We start from the raw sequence: 21,145 nt of genomic DNA, 5'->3' as shown, positions 1-21,145 counted from the left end.
ATATCAGTATTCTAATTCAGCTCCGAACAAGTTTACAATCTTTTTAAGATTTGGATCTTCTTTTTGAATCTCTTTAAAACGCTCATAAGGGCTTATGGACTCCTTATTTTTGTCTTTAGCCTGCTCTACTGAACAAGAGAAGCGGATATAAGTTCCGCTCATTTTCTTGAATATGGAAGATAGCAACTGTTGATTTTCTTCCACCAGATTTGTTGCAAACTCATTGTCTACAGAAACAATCAGTGTTGTGCCTTTCAGTTCTTTTAATTTAAAGCGCAAAATCTGAAAGTAGAGCATTTGAGGTGCGTTCTCTTTAACATGATTCAAAAACTCTTTCCAGCAAGCCTCAATGTCATCCAGTGTTTGAATGCGTTGATTTGGATTAGTGGCTTCAGCTTTCTTTTCATGACGCTTGTCTCCTTTCTTTTTCTCCTGTCCGTTTGATGAGCTTATACCTTTTACGAATCCGAGTGAAGGTTTTATCGTTAAAAAATCATCATCCGGATCATCCGCTTCAACTTCCTCGGGTTTTTCTTCAACGATTGTTGATATTTCTGCACCGGCCGGTTGTGGAGCTTGCTCAAAATCCGGAATGTAGTTTGAGCTCTTAGAGGACTTAGAAGGCTGAATATTTTCCGGTTCCTGAGTTGGCTGGTTCTGTCTACTTTCTTTTTCTGACCCACCGTTCAAACTTTTATCGGAAGTTGACTCTGATCTACTTTGAGGATCAGAATCGGTGCTGTTTTGAACAGAAGGTTCACTCTTTACTTGACTACTGCCGTTTTTTTTTAACCGTTCCAGTCCGCTGATCAGTTGATTGATCTCTTTGGTTCGCCCCATGTGAATCAGCTTCAACATCAGGATTTCGAAGTGAATACGCGGCTGCTGAACATCTTTAATCTTGACCTGGGCTTCACTTACAAGGTGCAGCATTCTGATGAGCTCTTCGTCAGAAAATTGCTTGGCCGTTTCCCTGTACTTTTCTTTTGTCTCTTCAGTTGCCTCTACCAAATACATTTTATCTGACTGGTACGCCACATAAAGATTCCGAAGGTGCTCAGTTAGCGACACTAAAAATTCCTGAATGTCGACACCGTTTTTGATGAGGCGGTCGATCAGGTCAAGCCCGGTATTGGAGTCCTGCTTTTGAATGGCATCCGTGTATTCAAATAGTTGATCGTGCCCGACCACATTTAATGCCTGCAGCAGTTCTTCGTGTTTTATGGTGGTACCACAAAACGCAATCGCCTGATCCATCAGGCCAAGAGCATCACGAAGTGCGCCGTCAGCTTTCTTGGCAATAACGTGGAGCGACTCATCATCAATGATAATATCCTCGTCATCGCAGATGTTTTTCAGCCGCTGTACAATTTCATCAACACTGATTCTTTTAAAATCGAATCGCTGAACCCTGGATAAAATAGTGGGCAATACTTTATGCGGTTCGGTTGTAGCAAAAATGAAGATGGCATAAGAGGGAGGTTCTTCCAGCGTTTTAAGCAGAGCATTAAATGCCTGCTTACTCAGCATATGAACCTCATCAATAATGAATACCTTATAGCGGCCGTTCTGCGGAGGAATTCGAACTGTTTCTCTTAATTGATGTACATCTTCAACTTTGTTGTTGGAAGCAGCATCAATTTCTACAATATTCAGGGTTTGATTGAGTGACTCTCCATCAACAGAATTATCTATCTGATTTATTGTGCGGGCTAGTACCCTGGCCATTGTGGTTTTACCGACTCCGCGCGGTCCGCTAAACATATAGGCGTGAGAAATACGATTTTGCTTAATCGCATTTTTCAGCGTACTGCTTACATGATCTTGCGATACAATATCATCGAAAGATTGCGGTCTGTATTTTCGTGTGAGGGCGCGGTAATTATCAGCCATAAACAGTCGTTTTATATTTGAAATAAAGGTACAAAATTTGAGCCTTTTGTCGGAATATTATCCGTTAAAACTCGATATGAGATTGATCGTTAATAAATAAGGAGAAATATATGTGGCTAGATAGTTAATGGAAGCACTGGGAATTTCAAAAAATTGCCGGTGCCGATAGAATTTCTAAATCTTTAAGAGTGGTATTTTGAGTAAAATCCATTAATTTGTGCAGCCTTATGCGACAATCTTTTATATACAAACTTATATCAGCCGCAGCAATCGGTTTGCTGTTCCTCGCAAACCTTGCGAATGCTCAAGATCAAAAGGCTTATGAACGGGGTTTAGAAGAGCTGTATGGTGATAATATAACCAGGGCGCTGGATATTTGGTATAAGGCCTATGAAGAGCCGGGGGGAGTGGATGCCCGGATTGGCATAGAATACATTAAAGCTGTTACTGAAAGAGGGTTGCAAGAGTATTTTGATCAAGCCACGGAAGTTTATTACCGCGCATTGACAGATGGAACAGGGATGGATAGCCGGGTAGTTATACGTCGTGAAATAGACCGTATGAGGCCAATCATTGGAGAGGGAATTTATCGTCAGTGGACGAATTGGTGGAGCGACGAAAGTGGAAGACTGGGAATAGATATGCGGGGCTTCTGGATTCAGGCGGACCCAACGCCTGCCCGTGTTTCGAATGAGCGTTTAATTGAACACTGGCAGAGAATTGCCGAGGCACAACAACGCTTTTCCAAAAACAATAATACGGTTTACAATACTGATGACAGAGCTTTGGTTTATATTCGATATGGTGAACCGGACCGAACCAAGAGTGGGATTTTAACACTTCAAAGCCTGAACATTCGCAACTGGCTTCAAAATCAAGTGAATCCTTACAGCAGTAGTGAGCGAGCTGAAATGTCGGGTGAAGATGAGCATGAACGTGAGTTTGCATTGGATGTACAGATCAATCGATTGCAGGATGCTATCTATCAGTTCCACAGATATCCTGAATATGAGATTTGGTTTTACGAGGGAGTTACAGCCGGCAAGGCCAAACCTTTGATATACGTTTTTGGGACAGATGTGAATAGTGACGAATTTATTATGCAGGAAGGAATAAATAGTTTTATTCCTGAACGTGCATTTAATACTGAGCGAGACAGGCAGGGTGATGAACTGGAGTTTACCCGTGCAGGGCTTACGCCCGCACTAATGCTGCAGCTGCTTTATTATGAACAGCTGGCACAGGTTGATGATTATTTTCAGGATCGATTGAACAGGCTTCAGGAACAGGTTTTGGAGCAGGGCGGTCAAGCGTTCAGGGGCCTGGATATGGAATTCAGGGCTGAAAGTGTGGAAATGCTTAACCGCAGGACTACAAATGCCCCGGTCGAAAAATCAACGTATTCAGACCAAATTCCGAAAATTCCTTTAAATGTATATCAATATCGATTTTTGGACGAAGAGTCGAATCCAAAAATTATGACGTTTATAGAAAGTACGGCTCGCGAAGCCTTTCTAATAGATTACCACAGAAATCGCGGACGATATGATATCGAGGAGTCCGAGTTGAGAAACGGGAGAGATATCAGCGAGATTTTTAACTACTATGAGCTGAGACACGTTATCCAAACTTATGATGACTCCTGGAATGTGCGCGGTACAGAAAGTCATAATCCGCCATTAATCTTAGACCGGGGTGATAACAGAAGTCGGTCGCGCACAATTGTGGAAAAAGATCACGAAAGCAGAGCTTACCAAGCGGCATCAGCTGAACTTTTAAACTATAATCCGGAAACAAAAGCCGTTTACGTAACACCATTCAATCCGGCTTTGCGAGGATTAGGAAAGGAACAATTTCGCCAGCCCGCTCCTTTAGTTTCACATCCCGATTCACTGGAAATGGCCGACTTGATTCTGGGATATCAAAAAACTGAGCAGTTTACCGAGCCATTTTCATTCATTGTCGCCAACGATGGAGTCATTCCTTTTGAGGAGACACTTGTACTTCACTTTGAGGTGTATAACCTTGAACCGAGGGATGATGATTTCACACAATTTGAACTGACATATCGAATACATCCTGTAGATGAAGACGGAAATGTACTAACGGATCAAAGTGAATTTGTGCTTACCCTTAATTTTGTGAATGAGTACTCAAGAGTTGTGGAAGATTTGGAAATTGAAACCGCAGAGCTCTCACCCGGATTATATGATCTTCGCGTAAATGTTGAAGATGTAGTTACCGGTCAGCAAAAAAACAGGACCGTACGCTTCGAGGTGATTGAAGTAGAGTAAGTTATTTGTCTATTCGAGTCCTTCCCAATCCTGAGGTCGTTTTTCACCGGCTGTTATTTCCAAATCCAACCTGTTTTGCATGGGAGGTAACTGACAGGTTGTAAATAGATTATAAGAACAGGGAGGGTTGTAGATTTTATTGAAATCGATAATTGTATAATCACTTCCCTCTTCCGGGTAATCAATATAGATATATCGTCCGGCCTGATACGTTTCTGTTTGATTGGTCAAATCACCTGCAATCAAAAACATTTGGTCTGTTCCCTCCAGGGCGTCCAGTGTGAAGAGTTCTCCGTTTTTGATAAACTCAATTGTTCCGGGTGTTGGAGTGTCCACCAACTGCCCTAAAATATTGACGACAGAGATAGTTTCGCCATCCTCCGCAGGGATGAATTTGGCTTTTAAATGCCATTCAGGATTCAGAGGATATCGTTCAAAACCGGTAAACGCATCAACCTTTGGATTGTCTTTATTATACAGTCTTATACCGATCAGGTCTTCCCGTTTTATAACTAACCATTCGAGAGATCCATATTGAATGGAAAGGGCTTCTTCGCCATCAAAAATTTCTTTTTGCTTAAAGGACTCCCCCTCATGAATAAATTCAACTCCTTCGGTTGCTTGCAGTGTTACTTTTCCGTCAGCCAAAATAAACTCTCCGGCATATCCCGGCTTTGTGCCTTCAGGAAACGTGATATCTGTTTGATCATCGGTTCCAAATCTGTTTTCTCCTTCTTCAAGCCAGTACATGCCGGCAAGCCGCATCCATCCGGTGGGGTTGGTCAGGCTCTCCATGCGGCTCTGCTGCCATTCATTAAATTGTTCTCGATAGTCATCGGGCAGTGGAGCATCACCCAAATCGCTGCGCGAGCATGCACACATAAGGAGTAGAAGTGGAGCAATTTGTAGTAGTCTGATTATCATACTCTAAGAAAAGCTTTTCGTTGTGAAGAACCAATTTGGATCCGCCTGCATAATATTGTGAGTTGGATATAAAGTCACTGAATTTTGCAGCATTAAAAGTCCCTTCATTTCTAAGGTGGATAGACACTTTTTCCGGATTCTTATCCCAAACTCGTGTTAATATCGTTTACCTAAGAAACAGGAAGTTTTATGGTAAACGTTGTTCCCTCTCTCACTTTACTCGACACAGATATTGATCCTCCATGCAGTTCAATTATCTGCTTAGTTATGGAAAGGCCAAGGCCGGTAGTCGATTCCCCATGTAATCCTTCACGTTTGGCTTCGGTAAATTTGTCAAAAAGTGATGGAAGTTGTTCCGGTGGGATGCCGATCCCTGTATCGAAAATCTCTATTTGCAAAAAGTTGTTGTGCGAAATAACATGTAGAGTTACGTGACCATCCTTTGGAGTGAATTTCATTGCATTGCTTACGAGGTTATTGATCGCACGCGACATTTTCTCCTTGTTAAGCCGTATTTTTGGTAAATATTCTTTGATATCCAGCTGGAGGGAGATACCGTGTTCACCGGCTGTTGCCTGGAATGATGAGATGACAGAGGTTAAAAAAGTCTCGGGCTGTATTAGCTCTTTTTCTAACACGAAGTTGTCATCTTCCATAGTCGAAAGTTCCAAAAGCTCTCCTGCAAGTGAAAGAGCGCTCTCAAGGCGTTCGTTAGCCGCTTTAATCAATTTTATGTGCTCCTCGTTTTTAATCTCTTCTAAAAGAACACTATTTAGAGAAACTCCTGCCGATATCGGATTTCGAATATCATGCACAATTGTTGAAACCAGCCAGTTATTATCTTTAATCAATTTCCGAAGTTTTTTCTCAGTCTGTTTGCGCTTCGTTACATTGCGGCAAACGGCATATGTTTTTTCTAAACGTCCCTGGCAGTTGTAATGGTAATTAACATGGTCTTCTCTCCAAATGTAGGTGCCATCACCGGTTAAAGCCCGAAACTGATACGTTCCGGTATCTGCCCGTTCACTAATTTTTTGTTTAAACTTAATTCTAATCCTGGGTTTGTCATCTGGGTGAATAACCGGCCTGAGAGATCCTTTTGTTGCTTCCATATAGTCTTCAAACGTATCGTAACGCATTAATCGTAAGAAACCGGGCGAAGCAAATGTTGTTACCTCTTTCTCGATGATGATAATACCATCGGATGAGTTCTTAGCCATCAGCTCATACTTTTGCTGAGTTTCGGCAAGCTTCCGTTCTGTTTCTATGTGATCTGTTATGTCCTGAACAGTGCCAAATATGGATTTTATGATAGGATTGTCCTGCTCCGACTGCCCGATACATCGTACCCACTTTGTATGGTTTTTGCTGCACACAATTTGAAATATGCCGGATTGGGGCTCACCGGTTTCAACTATTTTTTCAAGACAAGATGCATACTTTTTTCTATCGTGATCTGACGCGAACCTGTGCATCAGTTCTGATACATCGGTAAGCCTGCCGGTTTCAACTTCAAAAATCTCACGGGCGTTTTCACTCAGCTGAAAAGTGGAAAGATTTTGGTTGTAAGTCCATACTCCAAGCTTGGCTGTAGCCAGCGCGCGATCCAGTAAATCGTGATGTTCGATCATGTTGTATAACTCTTGAAAATAGTGAGAAGTAGTGCTGAATAGTATTGAGCCGTAATAAACTAAGACAATTTCCCATCTTAACCGGAGAATTGGAAAAGCGTAATATTTTGAAAGCCCAATTATCTAAGTGGCGATAATTATCTGTTTTCTTTGAGTGATCAGTGGCTTTCTGCAGCTTTTAAAAAATGACTTTGCTACAATCAGAAATATCTAATATTCTGCTTTACAAATAGTGAGCATTAATCATACCCATTTCATTTATGTCTACCCGATATCTGATACTTTATCTGCTTCTTTTATCCTTGAATTTGACAACAACAGCTTGCAGCACAGTTGATCAATCCGGTGATATAACCATTATTACAAATGCATCAATTATTGACGGAACCGCCGCTGATCGGTTCGATGGAGATGTTCTGATCCGGAATGGTATCATCGAAAAAATTGGAAGTATAGAAGTTGAGCACTATGAAAACGCTACTGTGATTGACGCAGCCGGCAGGGTGGTTGCTCCGGGTTTTATTGATTTGCATTCACATGGAGATCCATTGGAAACTCCGGATTTCGAAAATTTTCTGTCAATGGGCGTAACTTCGATCAGTCTCGGACAGGATGGGCGAAGTGCTGTTGTAGAGGATGTAGATAGCTGGATGAGCAGTGTAGATGAGGTTGGAACCGGACCAAACATCCTTCATTTTAAAGGACATGGGACGCTTCGTCAACTTTCGGATTCACCTCAAGAACCGGATCTCCCGGAGAATAATCTGAATGAAATGGTTGAGCTGCTTCGGTCCTCAATGGAAGCCGGCTCGTTTGGAATGACAACGGGCCTGGAGTACCAGTTTGGAAGATATACCACAATGGATGAACTGGCAGCACTGGCCGAAGTAGTTACAGAATTTGATGGTGTGGTTATGAGTCATGTACGTAATGAGGATGACGATCAGGTTGAAGAGTCCATCAGGGAATTGATTGAACAGGGTGAGAAATCCGGGGCAAAAGTTCACGTTTCACACATCAAAATCGTATACGGAAATGAACCTTCTCGAGCTGATGATGTGCTGCAGGTGATGAATGAAGCCCGTGAACGTGGAGCGGAAGTTACGGCAGATGTCTATCCTTACGCGGCAAGTTTTACGGGCATTAGTATTGTGTTTCCTGACTGGGCTACAGAGGGAGATTACGATCAGATTGTTGCCGACAGAAGAGAAGAGTTGGCTGAATATCTGAGAAATCGAGTAAATATGAGGAATGGCCCCGAGGCTACACTTTTTGGAACAGCTCCATGGGCAGGGATGACTCTGGCGGATGTTGCTGAAGAGTTGGATAAACCGTTCGAAGATGTGTTGATCGATGATATCGGGCCTGGTGGAGCAAGCGCGGCCTATTTTGTGATGAATGAAAACGTAATGCGAAGATTTTTGCAGGATCCTTTAGTTATGGTCAGTTCAGACGGCAGCCCGACGATGCGCCATCCGAGAGGGTATGGAAGCTTCGCCAAAATTATTCGAAAATATGTGGTTGAAGAAGAGCTGCTGACACTTGAGGAGGCCGTCTACAAAATGAGCGGGCAGTCGGCTGAGTTACTCGGTTTGAGTGATCCGGAAAAAGTGGATACCCCGCGTGGCCTGATCAAGGAAGGCTTCGCAGCTGATCTGGTAATTTTTGACCCTGAGCAGGTGAGAGATACCGCTGATTTTGAAACCCCTCACCAATTGGCAGAGGGATTTGACTGGGTGTTTGTAAACGGTGTGGCCGTAATTGAGGATGGTGAAAGAAGTGAAAGTCGTCCGGCTGGAGTAATCCGAAGAAAATAATACTTCGTCAGACCGCTTTCCGCGGTCAGACGAATTGGTGTCTGCTCAGACCTGTAAGCGTCTGTAGCAGAGCGAAAGTCCTGACAGCGTCGCATATCAATTAGAATCAACGCTTACTGGAATCCTTCGAGTGCTGTCGGATACGCTTTCAGGTTGAATAATCATCCGCTCATGAGAGGGGACGGGCAGTTGAGTGTATAGCGAAACTGGCAGAGGTGTGCTCGTTAGTTGGGTGCCTGCTGTCGGTTACATTAATACCCGGCTTCCCTATCCACTTTGTGCAGCAGCTCCATCCCTGAGAGCATCCGCTTGTAATTTTCCAGGATCAACTCGGCCGCCTCCTGGGGGTCGGTTACCGACGCAATATGTGGAGTAATCGTAATTCTATCCCGTCCCCAAAACGGATGCGATTCAGCTAGGGGTTCTTCTGAAAACACATCGAGTGTGGCGTGGTGAATCAGATCTGTGTCCAAGGCATAGATCAGGTCCTCCTCAACCAAATGCTCTCCCCTTGCAACATTGACTAAATAAGCCGGTTTTTTGAGCCCTTTGAAAAGATTGAGGTCTAATATGCCGTTTGTCTCAGGAGTTAATGGCAGCAGACAAATAACAATATTTGTTTGATTTAAAAATGCACCGAGTTCACCTTTTGCATAGCAGTTCACTCCATTAATTGTCTTTTTTGACCTGGCCCACCCGTTAACTGAAAAGCCATTCTTAACCAACATTCCGGCAACTTCCGATCCAATTTTTCCCAGACCCATCACGCCAACCGAGAGGGTACTTTTTTTAAGTGATTCTAAAGGTTTCCAAACTCCTTTTCGCTGTTGACTGATATAGTAATCCGTTTTACGGATAATGTTCAGAACGGCTGTTAGTACATAATCCGCCATCTGTCCGGATAGGGATGGAGCAACAATTCTGGTGAACTGAATGGATTTAGGAATGGTATCGTCACTTAATAGATGATCCACACCGGCGCCAAGAGAGGAAATCACTTTCAAATTGGGAAACTTCTCAAACAGATTGGCAGGATGTCGCCACGCAACGGCAAATTGCACTTTTTCGGGTTTACTGATGCCAGGCCAGACTTCTATATCCAGATTAGGATCGCGCTCGAGAAGAGCCTCTCTATACGGTTTTAAATTTCTGTTTTTTGAGACAAGAATCAGAGACATAAATCAGTTTGTGAATTCATTTTTCAGTGCCCTTCAAAATAGTAGAAATCTGCCGGATGTGTGTAGATATTTGCTGCGTGTAATTTGTAAAAGTGGAAGTGCTGCTATATGTGTGTAATGAAGCTCAGAAATTGAAAGTTAATCATTGCATTTTTAATGAAACTATTGATTAATCAGACCTAAAACCAAGCGAGGCAAGAGTATAGATATTTCTAAATAATTGGACTAAATATTGTTATTTAACATTAATCACACATATATTAGATATGTGTAAACCAAAATACTTACTCCATGAAAGCAGCTATCGCCTATCCCAAAATTTTAAAAAAAGAACCTCAACCTGCAGGATTGAGTCAAACCGGATTCCCCTCACCGGCAACCGATCATCTGGAGAGCCGGCTCAATTTGCATGAACATATCGTTAAGCACCCTGCTTCCACATTTTTCAGCAGGGTTGAAGGGGAGTCGAACAGTGCACTCGGTGTAAATAACGGCGATATATTGGTGGTTGACCGGTCCCAGGCTCCCAAGAATAATTCGTTGGTTCTGGCTGTAATAGATGGAGAAATTACCATCTGTAGAGTCGAGAGTCGTTTCAATGAGTGGTACCTGGTACTTGGTGATGGCAGTTATCATCCGGTCAATTTTAATGATGAAACGGTGGTGTGGGGTAAAGTGACGCATGTAATACATGCTGTGTAGTGAACCAACTGATTTTGATTTATGCCCTCAGCTTTTGCACTGATCGATTGCAACAATTTTTATGCCTCCTGTGAAAGGGTTTTTGACCCATCTCTTAGAAACCGGCCGATTGTCATCCTGTCAAATAATGATGGTTGTGTGATTGCACGGTCTAACGAAGCCAAGCAGTGCGGAGTTGATATGGGAGTGCCTGAATTTAAAGTTCGTTCGCAGGTAAAACATCACAATATTGCAGTTCGCTCTTCTAACTATGCTCTTTACGGTGACATGAGTCGCAGGGTGATGGAAACTATTCAAACCGTGACGCCCAATATGGAGGTCTATAGTATTGACGAAGCTTTTGCGGAAATTTCTGGACGTAACCAGCAAGAGATTATTGAGAAAGGCCTGGAGATCAAAAGGAAAGTGATACAGTGGACGGGGATTCCGGTTTCAGTTGGATTAGCACGGACCAAAACACTTGCAAAACTGGCTAATGAAGCGGCGAAATCGAATATAAAATGGGGAGGTGTGATGGCTCTTCGCTCAAAGCGAGATCACCGGAATTTATTGAAAAGCACTGAGGTAGATGACATATGGGGAGTTGGGAAGAATTATTCAAAAACACTTCAGAAGTATGGTGTTTATACCGCGTGGGATTTGATTCAACAGCCCGACTCCTGGATTCGCAGCAAGACGAAAGTGACCGGTTTGCGAACGGCGTGGGAGCTGCGTGGTCATTCCTGTCTTGAAATTGAGCACGCCCTTGATCAGCGGAAGGGAATTTTGAGTTCAAGATCATTTGGCCGCCCGGTATATGATTTAAACAATTTGATTGAAGCTGTTTCATCGTTTACAGAACGAGCTTCAGAAAAATTGAGAAATCAAGAAAGTTTGTGCGGGATGATCACGGTAACTCTTGTGACTGATAAATATTCAAACCCGGAATTGCCCTACAAATTTGGGTTAAGGGTTGATCTCGAAACACCTACTGCAGATGTAACGACATTAATTTCATTAGCAAGGCAGTGCGCTATTCAGCTCTTTGAGAATGGACGGAAATATAAGAAAGCTAGGGTGATGCTTACCGGTCTGGTGCCGGAAACCGAGATTCAAACCTCCCTTTTTTCAAAGGCTGACTACTCAAACAAGAAAAAATCACTGATGGAGAGTTTAGATCATATCAATTCTAAATTCGGAAAACGAACGCTTCATTCGGCTTCCACCGGAATCGACCAGCCCTGGCAGATGAAGCAACAGTTTCTGAGCCCGAAATATACTACCAGTTGGGATGAAATTTTAACCGTACACGCTTAGCATATTCTTATCTGAAACGATATGTTAATCGTGCATATGGAAATATTTGCCATCTTTTCTGATTGAAGGTGTCAAGTTTTTTGAGGTCACCTCTGTAGCGTATTCTTGTTTCCGCAGATAGTCTGGAGTTGAATACATACTGATGACGAACTTCCAGCAGAAAAATGTTATTCCAATAATCTGACGACGTGAGCAGAGATGGCTCAAGAGTGGCTGCGATAAAACCAAGATGATGGTTTGGGAACAGATTTCTGACACTTACATTGCTCTGGAAACCAAAACCGCCTGCCTTATCCCCGTTCATGTTTGTGAATCCAACCATCTCTTTTTCAGGCCTGTTGAAGCTGTACGCAAATTCCCCGCCCCATTGAAGTTCACGACCGTTTTTAATATCCCAGGATAGTCTGCTCTTTAGAGAGGTCGCAAGATAATCTATTCGATTCCCGGAGGAGTTTTCTATCAGTGCTTCAGGCGAGTAGTTGATATCCAGGGTAACGTACTCGATGGCTCTGTTTTCTATTGAACGAGTTACAGATGTAAATAAAGTAACCGGAGAATCATCTGTCGTAATTTGAATCGGTGATCTGAAGACGTTCGTTGGCGGATTATGATAGTGGTATTGCAAAATAAAATCGGCACTCCATTGCTGAGCCGGCTTCAATCTAAGTAATATCCCGTCTGTCCATGCTACGTCCGTGTTCGGACTGTCGTGTCGCTGAATACTATTTGATATGACTCCGGGGACACTATAACTGGTTTGAAAACGACCCACTCGAAAAGAGAAGTAGTCACTTGCATCAACATTGATATACGCCTCGTCTAAAGCTCCCTCGCCCATTTTCAGGCCACCGTTTCCGGGAGCTGATGTGTGCAGTGCAGGATCCAGATCGATATCTCTGCTATTCATTCTGAACGCGTAGCGTGCCCGCAGATAGACATTTTCGTGAATATTAAACCTTAAACCGGTCCGGCTTCGCAAGCGCATTTCATGAACGTTTAAGCTAGAGCCATCGCGCTGTTCACCCATCTGACTAAAATAACCAAATCGTACATCTCCAATGAGAAATAGATTTTCATTTTTATCAATTGCAATTTGAGCATCCGCATTAGTAAAAAAACCTTGAGCGGTTACTAAAACAGAAAGAGCTATCAGAAAAGCAGCTGTTTGAGTGTATAGTCGTTTCATATCTCGATCTTTTATTTAAGCTTCATTGTAAATTACAAAGGAAATGTGAAACAGATAAAAAGATCTTCAATTCTGTATTTCTTTTGTGCCGTTAAGTTTCTATCAATTATTCATTTTTTACATCTTCGATTGTTAGATTCCATTATCAACTAAAATTTAATCCGAATTCGATGCTAAACCATTTACTACAGAAATCTAAATATCTTTTTCTTCTTCCTGTGCTACTCTCCTTTATTGTTCTCAGTCAGACTGTTAAGGCTCAGGGTCAGTTTACATTTGAGGATGTAATGAAATTCGAAGACATCAAATCACCAGCCATTTCTGATGATGGGAACTGGGTAGTATATGGTGTCTGGCCTGAGATTGGCGATGGTGAAGTGGTGGTGAAAAGCGCGGACGGTCGCCAGGAGTTTACAATTGAGCGAGGTTCAAGTCCTCAAATCAGCTCTGATGGAAAATGGGTTGGGGCTCTTGTTCAGCCTCCGTACATCGAGGCGCAAAATGCTGATAATAATGGCCCTAAACAGGGTTTGGCACTACTGAATACGTCTTCAGGAGAGACAATGGAGTTTGAAGAAGTACGAAGTTTCTCTTTCTCGAATGATGGTCGTTGGGTAAGGATCAATCACCATCAAACTGAAGAGGTGAGCAAAGGCGAGTTTGAAAACTCTGAAATTGGCTTGCCGGTGCAAGTTTTGAATCTGGAGAATAATCGAGAGCAGATGTTGCCGTTTGTGAACGAGGCAGCAATGGACAGTACTTCGTCCTATTTAGCCTATTCCGTTGTGGATACATCAGGTCAGGGGAATGGATTGTATATTCTGGATCTGAAATCGGCAGACGCAGGAGTTCAGAAAATAGCCGGAATTGAAAATTCATTCTATTCAAATCTTACATGGGATGACAGTGAATCCGTTCTGGCATTTACAGAAAGTACATTTGATCCGGAATTTGAATTCTATCCTTCAGATGCATCCATTCAAACCTGGACGGCAGCAAATGGAGAACTAGAAACTCATCTGAAACCTGATGATGTGGAAGATGGTTTCAGATTGAGGTCGAATAACAACCTCACCTGGACAAACGATGGTAATCGTCTTTTTTATGGTGTGATGGATGCCGAGATGGTTGCACTCGACGAACAAAAAGAGGAGGCGGACTCTGTGACTACAGAAAATCTGTACGACATTGACCGAATTCTTAAAGATATTGAAGGCAAAGTGTGGCATTGGGATGATCCACAAATCAAAACCCAGGAGAAGGTAACCTGGGAAAGAACCAAAAATCACCTTTTTACAGCGGTATATCATGTAGATTCCGGAAGATCAGTTCAGCTCGCCAATAAAGAAATTCCTGATGTAGGACCGGTTCATCATCCGGGTAAGGCATTGGGATCATCTGATCTGCCTTATCAAAAACTGCGAACGTGGGATGGTACTTATCGGGATTACTATCTGGTTGATTTGCAATCAGGTGAAGCGGAACAGTTTCTGGAGCAGCAGCGATTTGGCGCGTCATTATCACCGAACGGGCAGTATGCAGCCTGGTTTGACGGTGATGACTGGCATCTGAAGCATACCGAAAACGGTTCAACAAGAAATCTTACGGCAGATATTGAAACACCTTTCTTTGATGAGGATAACGATCGTCCACAGCCATCCGGTTCATACGGTATCGCCGGCTGGACCGATAACGACCGTGCAGTTTTGATCAATGACAAATACGATATTTGGCAATTTGATGCTCAATCCGGTGAATCGATTAGAATTACTGAAGGGCGCGAGGAGAATCGGATTTTAAGAATCCGCGATCTGAATCCGGATACGGAGACGTTTGCGCGAAATGAGCGATTGCTTCTTACCATGTTCCACGACTGGAATAAGAGCTACGGATTTTATGAAGCGCGTGTTGGCCGAACCGGTACCGATCAAATCATGGAAGATGATAAACGTTTCAACATTGTGGCTCTTGCAGAAGATGATGACGCAATTCTGTTCACGCAGGAAACCTATCAGGAATATCCAAATTTGTGGGTGGTTTCAGATCGCAGATTTCGTAATCCGACCAAAGTATCGAATCTGCATGAAGATCTGCTGGACCGATTTGCCTGGGGAGAAGCGGAGTTGATTGACTGGCTGAATATGGATGGTGATACCGTTCAGGGAATTTTAATCTACCCGGGTGATTACGATCCGGATAAAAAATATCCTGTGTTTATTTACTACTACGAACGCTATTCACAGCGATTGCATAATTTCAATACACCCGTAACCAATCACAGGCCAAACCTTGCTCAGTATGCAAGCGACGGTTACGCTGTTTTTCTGCCTGATATCTGGTTCGATGTTCCCATACCGGGATATTCTGCAACCAAAAATCTGGTTCCTGGAGTACAAAAGCTTATCGAGATGGGAGTAGCTGACCCGGATGCAATTGGACTGCACGGACATTCATGGAGTGGTTACCTGACAGCTCAAGTCGTAACTCAAACGGATATTTTTGCTGCTGCCGTTGCAGGTGCTCCGGTAGGCAACATGACCAGTGCGTACAGCGGTATCCGATGGGGTTCAGGCCTTGCAAGACAGTTTCAGTACGAGCAGACTCAGAGTCGGCTGGGTGTGAGTATGTGGGAGAATTTAGCGCCTTACATCGAAAATTCACCGGTTTTCTTTGCCGATCGAATCAATACGCCTATTATGATTCAGCACGGAGATGCCGATGAAGCCGTACCGTGGTATCAGTCCATCGAGCTTTATCTGGCACTGCGTCGTAACGGTAAAGAATCCGTTTTTCTACACTACTACGACGAACCGCACCATCTGCGGAAAATGGCTAACCGGCTGGATTATGCAATCAAAATGAAGGAATACATGGATCACTACCTGAAGGGTGATCCGGCACCGGCGTGGATAACGGATGGAGTTCCCTACCGAGGTGAATAAATTTTTAAAAACCTCCGGATCTAAAAATTCGGAGGTTTTTTTGTTTTAACGGGCGATTTAATTTTCATGTTGAATGAATAGAAATATCTGCTTGTTACAATCAATAGCAATAATTTGAAAGAAAAATGGGTCAAAAAAAATGGAATGGAATGTCTATTTAGCCGGTGAAATTCATTCAGACTGGCGCGAAGAAATCAAGGATGGAGTTGCGAACGAAAATCTGCCTGTAGAACTATCGACTCCTGTTACGGATCACCCTGCATCGGATAATGTGGGAGTGGATGTGTTGGGTGAAGAGGAGAAGGATTTCTGGAAAGATCACAAAGGCGGAATGATTAATGCCATTCGCACCAGAACTTTAATTGAACAGTCTGATATAGTAGTAGTCAAATTTGGAGAGAAATATCGCCAATGGAATGCCGCATTTGACGCAGGGTACGCTTCAGCACTAGGGAAGAAGCTGATTGTAATGCATCCGGAAGAGCACACTCATGCTTTAAAAGAGGTTGATTCAGCGGCTCTGGCTGTTTGCCAAACTCCTCAGCAAGTTGTCGAAATTTTAAAGTACGTGACAGTTAAGGAGTGATCAGGAGTGATTGTCGGAAAGTCGGTGGAGAGTTTGTTCAGCCTGCCATAGGTGTCTCCTTTGGTGTGAAGACATTACCAGGAAAAGATCCGTAAGGGACATACGAAGAAATTTAAAAACAGGGTGCCTGCCCTTTAATTTATCAATGTCAACAGCATTTGACTTTAACTCATTGAGTCGCTCTATTGCCATTTTATTGGTTTCACGTAGATCCATCGTTGTGGATTGCATCCCTGTTTCAGCTGAAGCCTTTGGGTACATTGGAGCAAGAGTTGGGATTTTGAGTTTGTAAGGCGGCTCCATAATTTTGATTATAATTACAGCGGGTAAACTAGGTTTAAATTGAGGGTTGGTTACCGTAATGTCTTTGCTGCCTTTTTGAATCTGGTCGATGCTTCTAATGTAGAGATTGTTAAATCTTCGTAGATGCTTAAAAATTTCGTTTGCACTCCAGGTGTTTGAATCCGGTTTAAGCAAAAAGAGATCTTCAGACGTTTGAGTAAGCTCATCAATGCACTGAAGAGCCTGAGTATATTCGGATATAATATCTCTATAACTGTACGATTTACCCATCTGATAGCCTCTCTTTTAATGCTTGCACCCTCTCATAAGATTCATCTATCTGACCTTCTTCGATCTCTCCTGACTCAATATGATTTAAAATGATTTGCACAGCTTTTGGGACAATATCGGGGTCATAAACAGAGTTGTTTCCAAAAACTAAAACATCAACTCCTGCGTTTATAGCTAACTTTATAGCTGCTTCGAGTCCGTAAAAGGATCGTATTGCTTCCATCTGCATATCATCTGAGAAAAGTACACCTTTAAATTTGAGTTGATCTCTCAGTAGATCAGTTTGTACGGCTTTTGAAAGAGTGGCAGGATGCTCCATGTCGAGATTTTCATTAAATACATGAGCTGTCATAATAGCAAATTTATGTTCGGACTTGATCAATTTTTGGTAGGGTTTTAGTTCAGATTCTTCCCATGTTTCTGTTACATCGGCCATACCCACATGAGAATCATTCCATGCGCTCCCGTGCCCCGGGAAGTGTTTGATGACCCCGGTAATGCCATGTTTTTCAAATTCATCCAAAAAAATGGAAGCATGCTTTGTTACTAAATTCGGGTTTTCACTAAAACTTCGGTCAATAGCTCCGATTACCGGATTTTGTGGATTTATGTTCAGGTCAACAACAGGGGCAAAATTTATGTTAAATCCGAGCTTTTCAAGTTGAGCGCTCATAGATGAAGCATAATAACGGGTTGAATCGGAATTATTGATTTCACCTATATATCCAGCAGATACATGCGGTTGAAAACTCCTTGTCGGTTTTAGCCTTGCCACACGGCCACCTTCCTGATCAACTGCAATGAGCAACTGCCTGTCAGAAATTTTCTGTAGCTGAGAGTTTAGATCCTGAACCTGTTCAAAAGAGTGAATATTTCTTTCAGGTGTAGATGTGGGTACGTCATAATCAAAGAGAATCACTCCGCCAAGATGATACTCAGTAAGGTCCCGAACAATATGATCAGAATCATCAACTGTGAATCCACGAAAACCAATCATCAGTATCTGACCAATTTTCTCTTCCAGAGAGGGATCTTGCTCTGCTACAGGTTGACTGCAGGAGCTGTTACAAAAAAAGATGAAAAAAATAGTAACAAGAGAAAGTTTTGTAAATTTCATTGCACTAATATGCCATGTTAGTATTTGATATTATTATTGATAAGTACTGAAAAATATTTGAGCGTATTACTGATATATTAAAACTTTTTAACCTTTTGTTTTGTAACAAACACGGGTCAATTAACTCTTGTAAGTGTAAGTCATGATATAGTAAATGAATATTCACATAAAAGCACTACGTAAGCAAACGGATAAGTACAGTACTTGGTGAGAAAAACCACTTAAATATTTAAATGATTTAGCAAAAGTCACCAAAGGGAAAATATTTGATATTTAAAGATAAAAAGATCACCCGGGTTAGTTTAGAAAATAGTGACGCGATACCGTTTTATGGTAAGTTGGCAGCCAGCAGAATAAAGATTAGCAATCAAATTTTCACAATTACGATCCATTTACAGATATGATTGAGAGCAATATAAATAATGAGCTTGAAAAAAAGATTGACCAGTATGTGGGGGGCAATCTTAATGAACAAGAAATTGACGAACTGTGGTCTGAAGTCATTTTTGACGACTACTACTACGACTATATGAAAACTGTTGCCAGTTTAAAAGGGTTGGCTGATGGAGAGAAAAAATCAAATATTCGTTTCCTTAACAGGAGTTCAACCCTTCAATGGTTAGCAGCTGCGGCAATCGTAATTATTGCTTCAGGCTTAATTTTATTCAATGTTTACGATGAACAGCAATATAATGTGCAGCCCATAAACTCTATCGAATTAGATTATTACAGATCAGCTGAAGGATTTACAGAGTCTACGGATGTAAGTGAAATTATTATGTCAGTTATTTCTGAAGCAAATCGAGGAAATATAGCCTCAGCAATCTCTATAGTAGAAAACAGTTTAAGTGAGATAAGCTCAAAAGAGGGTAAGGCTGAACTATTGGCTACCGCGGGTTCTATTTACTATAACGAAGGCATGTATTTAGAAGCCACAGAGTACTTTGAACGATCCCTCGATTATGAAATTGAAAATGTTATTATTCAAGAGCAAAATTATTGGTACCTGGGAAATGCCTACTTTCAGTTAAATCGAATTGAGGAGGCGAGAAACACATTAGAAAAAGCCTACCAGCTTAACGGAGCGTATAGCAGAGTTGCCGAGAGATATATACAGGCCCTGGCATCTGAGTAAGCTACTATTGCCGATTTTTTTATCAGCCCGAGTTCATTTGTGAGTTCGGGTTTTTTTATTGTTGACATTTTAAATGTCTATAGTGAATAAGATGAAAATAGCTGAGCATTTCCTGGAGACTAAAAAGTGAGAGGATAGGAGCGTTTAGTTGGAAAAAACCACTGCTGAAATTTAGTTCTTATGTGTAGCTGAGTTTAGGATATGAATTTGGGAAAAGTGTTTTCATTCTATGGAAAAGAACCGACTTCTCATGTTGCTAAATTCAATGACTTATATCGAACTTACGTCAATTTAATCGATAAAGCTCTTCGCCATTTAAAGGTAAGGAGGTGGCTCAGTCTCAACTAAGTTACAGGAAATTGTTTTCGTCGTCCTGTAACAACTAATCCTGCTACGAAAAGCATCGCCAAAAGAAGAGAGCCTGCAAACCAATTTTTATCTGTGACGATTGGTCTGTTATCTCCGTTTAAAATGTAAGGGCCCCAAAAGTGAGGATTTGCATTTCTATTTTTAATGAATTCTATCTTCGCAAGCTGAAGTGCTTTAGATTTTGTCTCTCCGTTATTTAAATGCTTATAAAACTCTTCAGCAAATTCTGCTGCATAATGATCGTTTACAGACCAGGAATTAAGTACCAGGCTATTTGCACCGGCGTAACGAAGGGCCCGGCTGATCCCCATCACTCCACTTCCTTGAAGGAAACGGTCGCCACCCGATTCGCAGGAGTTCAACATAATCAAATCATTTTGCAGGTTCAGCTCAAATAGCTCGTAAGCAAATAAACGTCCCGAAAGAACCTGATTTGAATTTTCTCCCTCATCAGCATAAAAATGAAGGGTGGAAAACAGCGGGTCATTTTCAGAAACTTCACTATGCGTTGCCATATGCAGAATACTGCTGTTACCGGCACTATTTCGGAATTCTTGAACTGTGGCGTTTTCGTTAATAAATGCTTTATTTTGATCTAATCGATTCAGTTTGTCACTGATATTTATGATTTCCTGTGGCGCTTTTGGCAGTGATACAAGATTTCTTGAGGTTGCATCATTTTGAAAATCATTTACTCCGAATCCTGAAAATCCATATTGATGATTATTTCTTTTTTGTCGCTCTGTTAAATCTTGAAGACTGTTAAGCATACGCACCTCCGCTTGTTCAATCAGATACTTCGCTGAACCGAAACTGTTTGGTGATTCAGGATAGTTTAAGGGAATGATTCCAAATGGAATCTGATGAAAATAACCATCTGCCATTACAATGATGGATTTTGTCTGATCTACAATTGAGTTAATATCTATCAACCGCCCAATATGATATAATTTTTCTAAATCTGTTTCTCCAAGAAGAATGGTTTCTAAAGCACTTTCAAAAAGTGTTCGGTTAGTCTCATCCAGACTAATTTTTTTAACTTCTAAATTTGATTGGTCGATGACAGATACGTACAGCTGATCACTTATTTCGGTCATATGAACCAGAGTCTCAGAAAAACCGAGTTGGCGTTGAACCGTTTGAAGGTTTATGGGTTGATCAAAAGATGTTTTTTCGGGTGACGATAGCAACTGTCGCTCAGCGGATAGTTTTGAGAGACGATTTTGGAGCTCAAGCCGGTCGCTATCACTTGCTACCAAAATCTGTCGTCGAATCCGGTCCATTTGCTTCGTTAGATTCTGAATAGTAGTAAGTGTCTCTTCACTCAATTGTGAAGAACGTACGAGAGGATTGTCGGTCAGTGTTGCATCGTTTATAGTCTTTATCCGATCAAAAAGAATCAGAGCATCGGCATACTGTTTGGTTTGAAGTAAATAATCAGCATACTTTTCAAACAAATAGAGATACTCATTTTCCACTGTCCAGTAACCTGATTCTGCTTC

The 21,145-nt window shown here is 41.9% G+C and carries 15 protein-coding genes; 7 read left to right on the top strand and 8 right to left on the bottom strand.

Annotated features, from left to right (window positions below; genetic code table 11):
- Positions 1-3: 3 nt before the first annotated feature.
- Positions 4-1,893: a DNA polymerase III subunit gamma/tau gene (dnaX, locus tag ACESM0_RS04405; RefSeq protein ID WP_372904030.1), complete on the bottom strand. Its 1,890-nt coding sequence runs from the start codon at positions 1,891-1,893 to the stop codon at positions 4-6.
- Between the two features lie 227 nt (positions 1,894-2,120).
- Between dnaX and ACESM0_RS04400 the strand changes: the two genes are divergently transcribed.
- The gene (locus ACESM0_RS04400) at positions 2,121-4,187 is read left to right on the top strand and encodes a GWxTD domain-containing protein (RefSeq protein ID WP_372904028.1); all 2,067 of its coding nucleotides are present in this window, start codon (positions 2,121-2,123) and stop codon (positions 4,185-4,187) included.
- A gap of 9 nt (positions 4,188-4,196) precedes the next feature.
- Here the strand turns inward: ACESM0_RS04400 and ACESM0_RS04395 are convergent, their stop codons facing one another.
- Positions 4,197-5,069: a DUF1684 domain-containing protein gene (locus ACESM0_RS04395; protein WP_372904027.1), complete on the bottom strand. Its 873-nt coding sequence runs from the start codon at positions 5,067-5,069 to the stop codon at positions 4,197-4,199.
- Positions 5,070-5,281: 212 nt separating this feature from the next.
- A complete protein-coding gene (locus ACESM0_RS04390) occupies positions 5,282-6,742 on the bottom strand; it encodes an ATP-binding protein (RefSeq protein ID WP_372904025.1) in 1,461 nt (486 codons plus the stop codon).
- A gap of 260 nt (positions 6,743-7,002) precedes the next feature.
- Between ACESM0_RS04390 and ACESM0_RS04385 the strand changes: the two genes are divergently transcribed.
- Positions 7,003-8,559, top strand: coding sequence for an N-acyl-D-amino-acid deacylase family protein (locus ACESM0_RS04385; RefSeq protein ID WP_372904023.1), 1,557 nt, complete (start codon positions 7,003-7,005; stop codon positions 8,557-8,559).
- Between the two features lie 251 nt (positions 8,560-8,810).
- On the opposite strand, the gene ACESM0_RS04380 is transcribed toward ACESM0_RS04385, so the two are convergent.
- Entirely contained in the window at positions 8,811-9,737 is a 927-nt protein-coding gene (locus ACESM0_RS04380; RefSeq protein WP_372904021.1) for a 2-hydroxyacid dehydrogenase, read from the bottom strand.
- Positions 9,738-10,028: 291 nt separating this feature from the next.
- Here ACESM0_RS04380 and ACESM0_RS04375 point away from each other — a divergent pair, with 291 nt between their 5' ends.
- On the top strand, positions 10,029-10,439 hold the full coding sequence (locus ACESM0_RS04375) for a LexA family protein (protein ID WP_372904019.1): 411 nt from the start codon (positions 10,029-10,031) through the stop codon (positions 10,437-10,439).
- A 21-nt stretch (positions 10,440-10,460) separates the two neighbouring features.
- Positions 10,461-11,735 (top strand): Y-family DNA polymerase, encoded by a 1,275-nt coding sequence (locus tag ACESM0_RS04370; RefSeq protein ID WP_372904017.1) that lies wholly within the window; start codon positions 10,461-10,463, stop codon positions 11,733-11,735.
- Between the two features lie 7 nt (positions 11,736-11,742).
- Here the strand turns inward: ACESM0_RS04370 and ACESM0_RS04365 are convergent, their stop codons facing one another.
- Positions 11,743-12,921 (bottom strand): hypothetical protein, encoded by a 1,179-nt coding sequence (locus ACESM0_RS04365; protein WP_372904015.1) that lies wholly within the window; start codon positions 12,919-12,921, stop codon positions 11,743-11,745.
- A gap of 170 nt (positions 12,922-13,091) precedes the next feature.
- On the opposite strand from ACESM0_RS04365, the gene ACESM0_RS04360 reads away from it, so the two are divergent.
- Both ACESM0_RS04360 and ACESM0_RS04355 read left to right on the top strand, forming a co-directional pair.
- A complete protein-coding gene (locus ACESM0_RS04360) occupies positions 13,092-15,863 on the top strand; it encodes a prolyl oligopeptidase family serine peptidase (protein ID WP_372904013.1) in 2,772 nt (923 codons plus the stop codon).
- 139 nt (positions 15,864-16,002) lie between these two features.
- Positions 16,003-16,449, top strand: a complete 447-nt coding sequence (locus ACESM0_RS04355) for a YtoQ family protein (protein WP_372904011.1) — start codon at positions 16,003-16,005, stop codon at positions 16,447-16,449.
- On the opposite strand, the gene ACESM0_RS04350 is transcribed toward ACESM0_RS04355, so the two are convergent.
- Both ACESM0_RS04350 and ACESM0_RS04345 read right to left on the bottom strand, forming a co-directional pair.
- Positions 16,450-17,022 (bottom strand): DinB family protein, encoded by a 573-nt coding sequence (locus ACESM0_RS04350; RefSeq protein ID WP_372904009.1) that lies wholly within the window; start codon positions 17,020-17,022, stop codon positions 16,450-16,452. It abuts the gene before it with no gap.
- The gene (locus ACESM0_RS04345) at positions 17,015-18,139 is read right to left on the bottom strand and encodes a glycoside hydrolase family 3 protein (RefSeq protein WP_372904007.1); all 1,125 of its coding nucleotides are present in this window, start codon (positions 18,137-18,139) and stop codon (positions 17,015-17,017) included. Before ACESM0_RS04345 ends, ACESM0_RS04350 begins: the two co-directional genes overlap by 8 nt.
- Positions 18,140-18,539: 400 nt before the next feature.
- Between ACESM0_RS04345 and ACESM0_RS04340 the strand changes: the two genes are divergently transcribed.
- Positions 18,540-19,274, top strand: a complete 735-nt coding sequence (locus ACESM0_RS04340) for a tetratricopeptide repeat protein (protein WP_372904005.1) — start codon at positions 18,540-18,542, stop codon at positions 19,272-19,274.
- A 344-nt stretch (positions 19,275-19,618) separates the two neighbouring features.
- On the opposite strand, the gene ACESM0_RS04335 is transcribed toward ACESM0_RS04340, so the two are convergent.
- A partial coding sequence (locus tag ACESM0_RS04335) for a CHAT domain-containing protein (RefSeq protein WP_372904003.1) occupies positions 19,619-21,145 on the bottom strand: 1,527 nt, incomplete at its 5' end.

The organism is Rhodohalobacter sp., assembly GCF_041686455.1.
Lineage (GTDB): Bacteria > Bacteroidota > Rhodothermia > Balneolales > Balneolaceae > Rhodohalobacter.
This window is presented reverse-complemented; position numbering and strand designations above follow the sequence as displayed.

Excerpts from the sequence above, each read along its gene's own strand:
- ACESM0_RS04360 (WP_372904013.1), top strand. The coding sequence starts at position 13,092 with ATGCTAAACCATTTACTACAGAAATCTAAATATCTTTTTCTTCTTCCT.
- ACESM0_RS04400 (WP_372904028.1), top strand. The coding sequence starts at position 2,121 with ATGCGACAATCTTTTATATACAAACTTATATCAGCCGCAGCAATCGGT.
- ACESM0_RS04355 (WP_372904011.1), top strand. The coding sequence starts at position 16,003 with ATGGAATGGAATGTCTATTTAGCCGGTGAAATTCATTCAGACTGGCGC.
- ACESM0_RS04395 (WP_372904027.1), bottom strand. The coding sequence starts at position 5,069 with ATGTGTGCATGCTCGCGCAGCGATTTGGGTGATGCTCCACTGCCCGAT.
- ACESM0_RS04350 (WP_372904009.1), bottom strand. The coding sequence starts at position 17,022 with ATGGGTAAATCGTACAGTTATAGAGATATTATATCCGAATATACTCAG.
- ACESM0_RS04385 (WP_372904023.1), top strand. The coding sequence starts at position 7,003 with ATGTCTACCCGATATCTGATACTTTATCTGCTTCTTTTATCCTTGAAT.
- ACESM0_RS04345 (WP_372904007.1), bottom strand. The coding sequence starts at position 18,139 with ATGAAATTTACAAAACTTTCTCTTGTTACTATTTTTTTCATCTTTTTT.
- ACESM0_RS04365 (WP_372904015.1), bottom strand. The coding sequence starts at position 12,921 with ATGAAACGACTATACACTCAAACAGCTGCTTTTCTGATAGCTCTTTCT.
- ACESM0_RS04380 (WP_372904021.1), bottom strand. The coding sequence starts at position 9,737 with ATGTCTCTGATTCTTGTCTCAAAAAACAGAAATTTAAAACCGTATAGA.
- dnaX (WP_372904030.1), bottom strand. The coding sequence starts at position 1,893 with ATGGCTGATAATTACCGCGCCCTCACACGAAAATACAGACCGCAATCT.
- ACESM0_RS04340 (WP_372904005.1), top strand. The coding sequence starts at position 18,540 with ATGATTGAGAGCAATATAAATAATGAGCTTGAAAAAAAGATTGACCAG.
- ACESM0_RS04375 (WP_372904019.1), top strand. The coding sequence starts at position 10,029 with ATGAAAGCAGCTATCGCCTATCCCAAAATTTTAAAAAAAGAACCTCAA.
- ACESM0_RS04390 (WP_372904025.1), bottom strand. The coding sequence starts at position 6,742 with ATGATCGAACATCACGATTTACTGGATCGCGCGCTGGCTACAGCCAAG.
- ACESM0_RS04370 (WP_372904017.1), top strand. The coding sequence starts at position 10,461 with ATGCCCTCAGCTTTTGCACTGATCGATTGCAACAATTTTTATGCCTCC.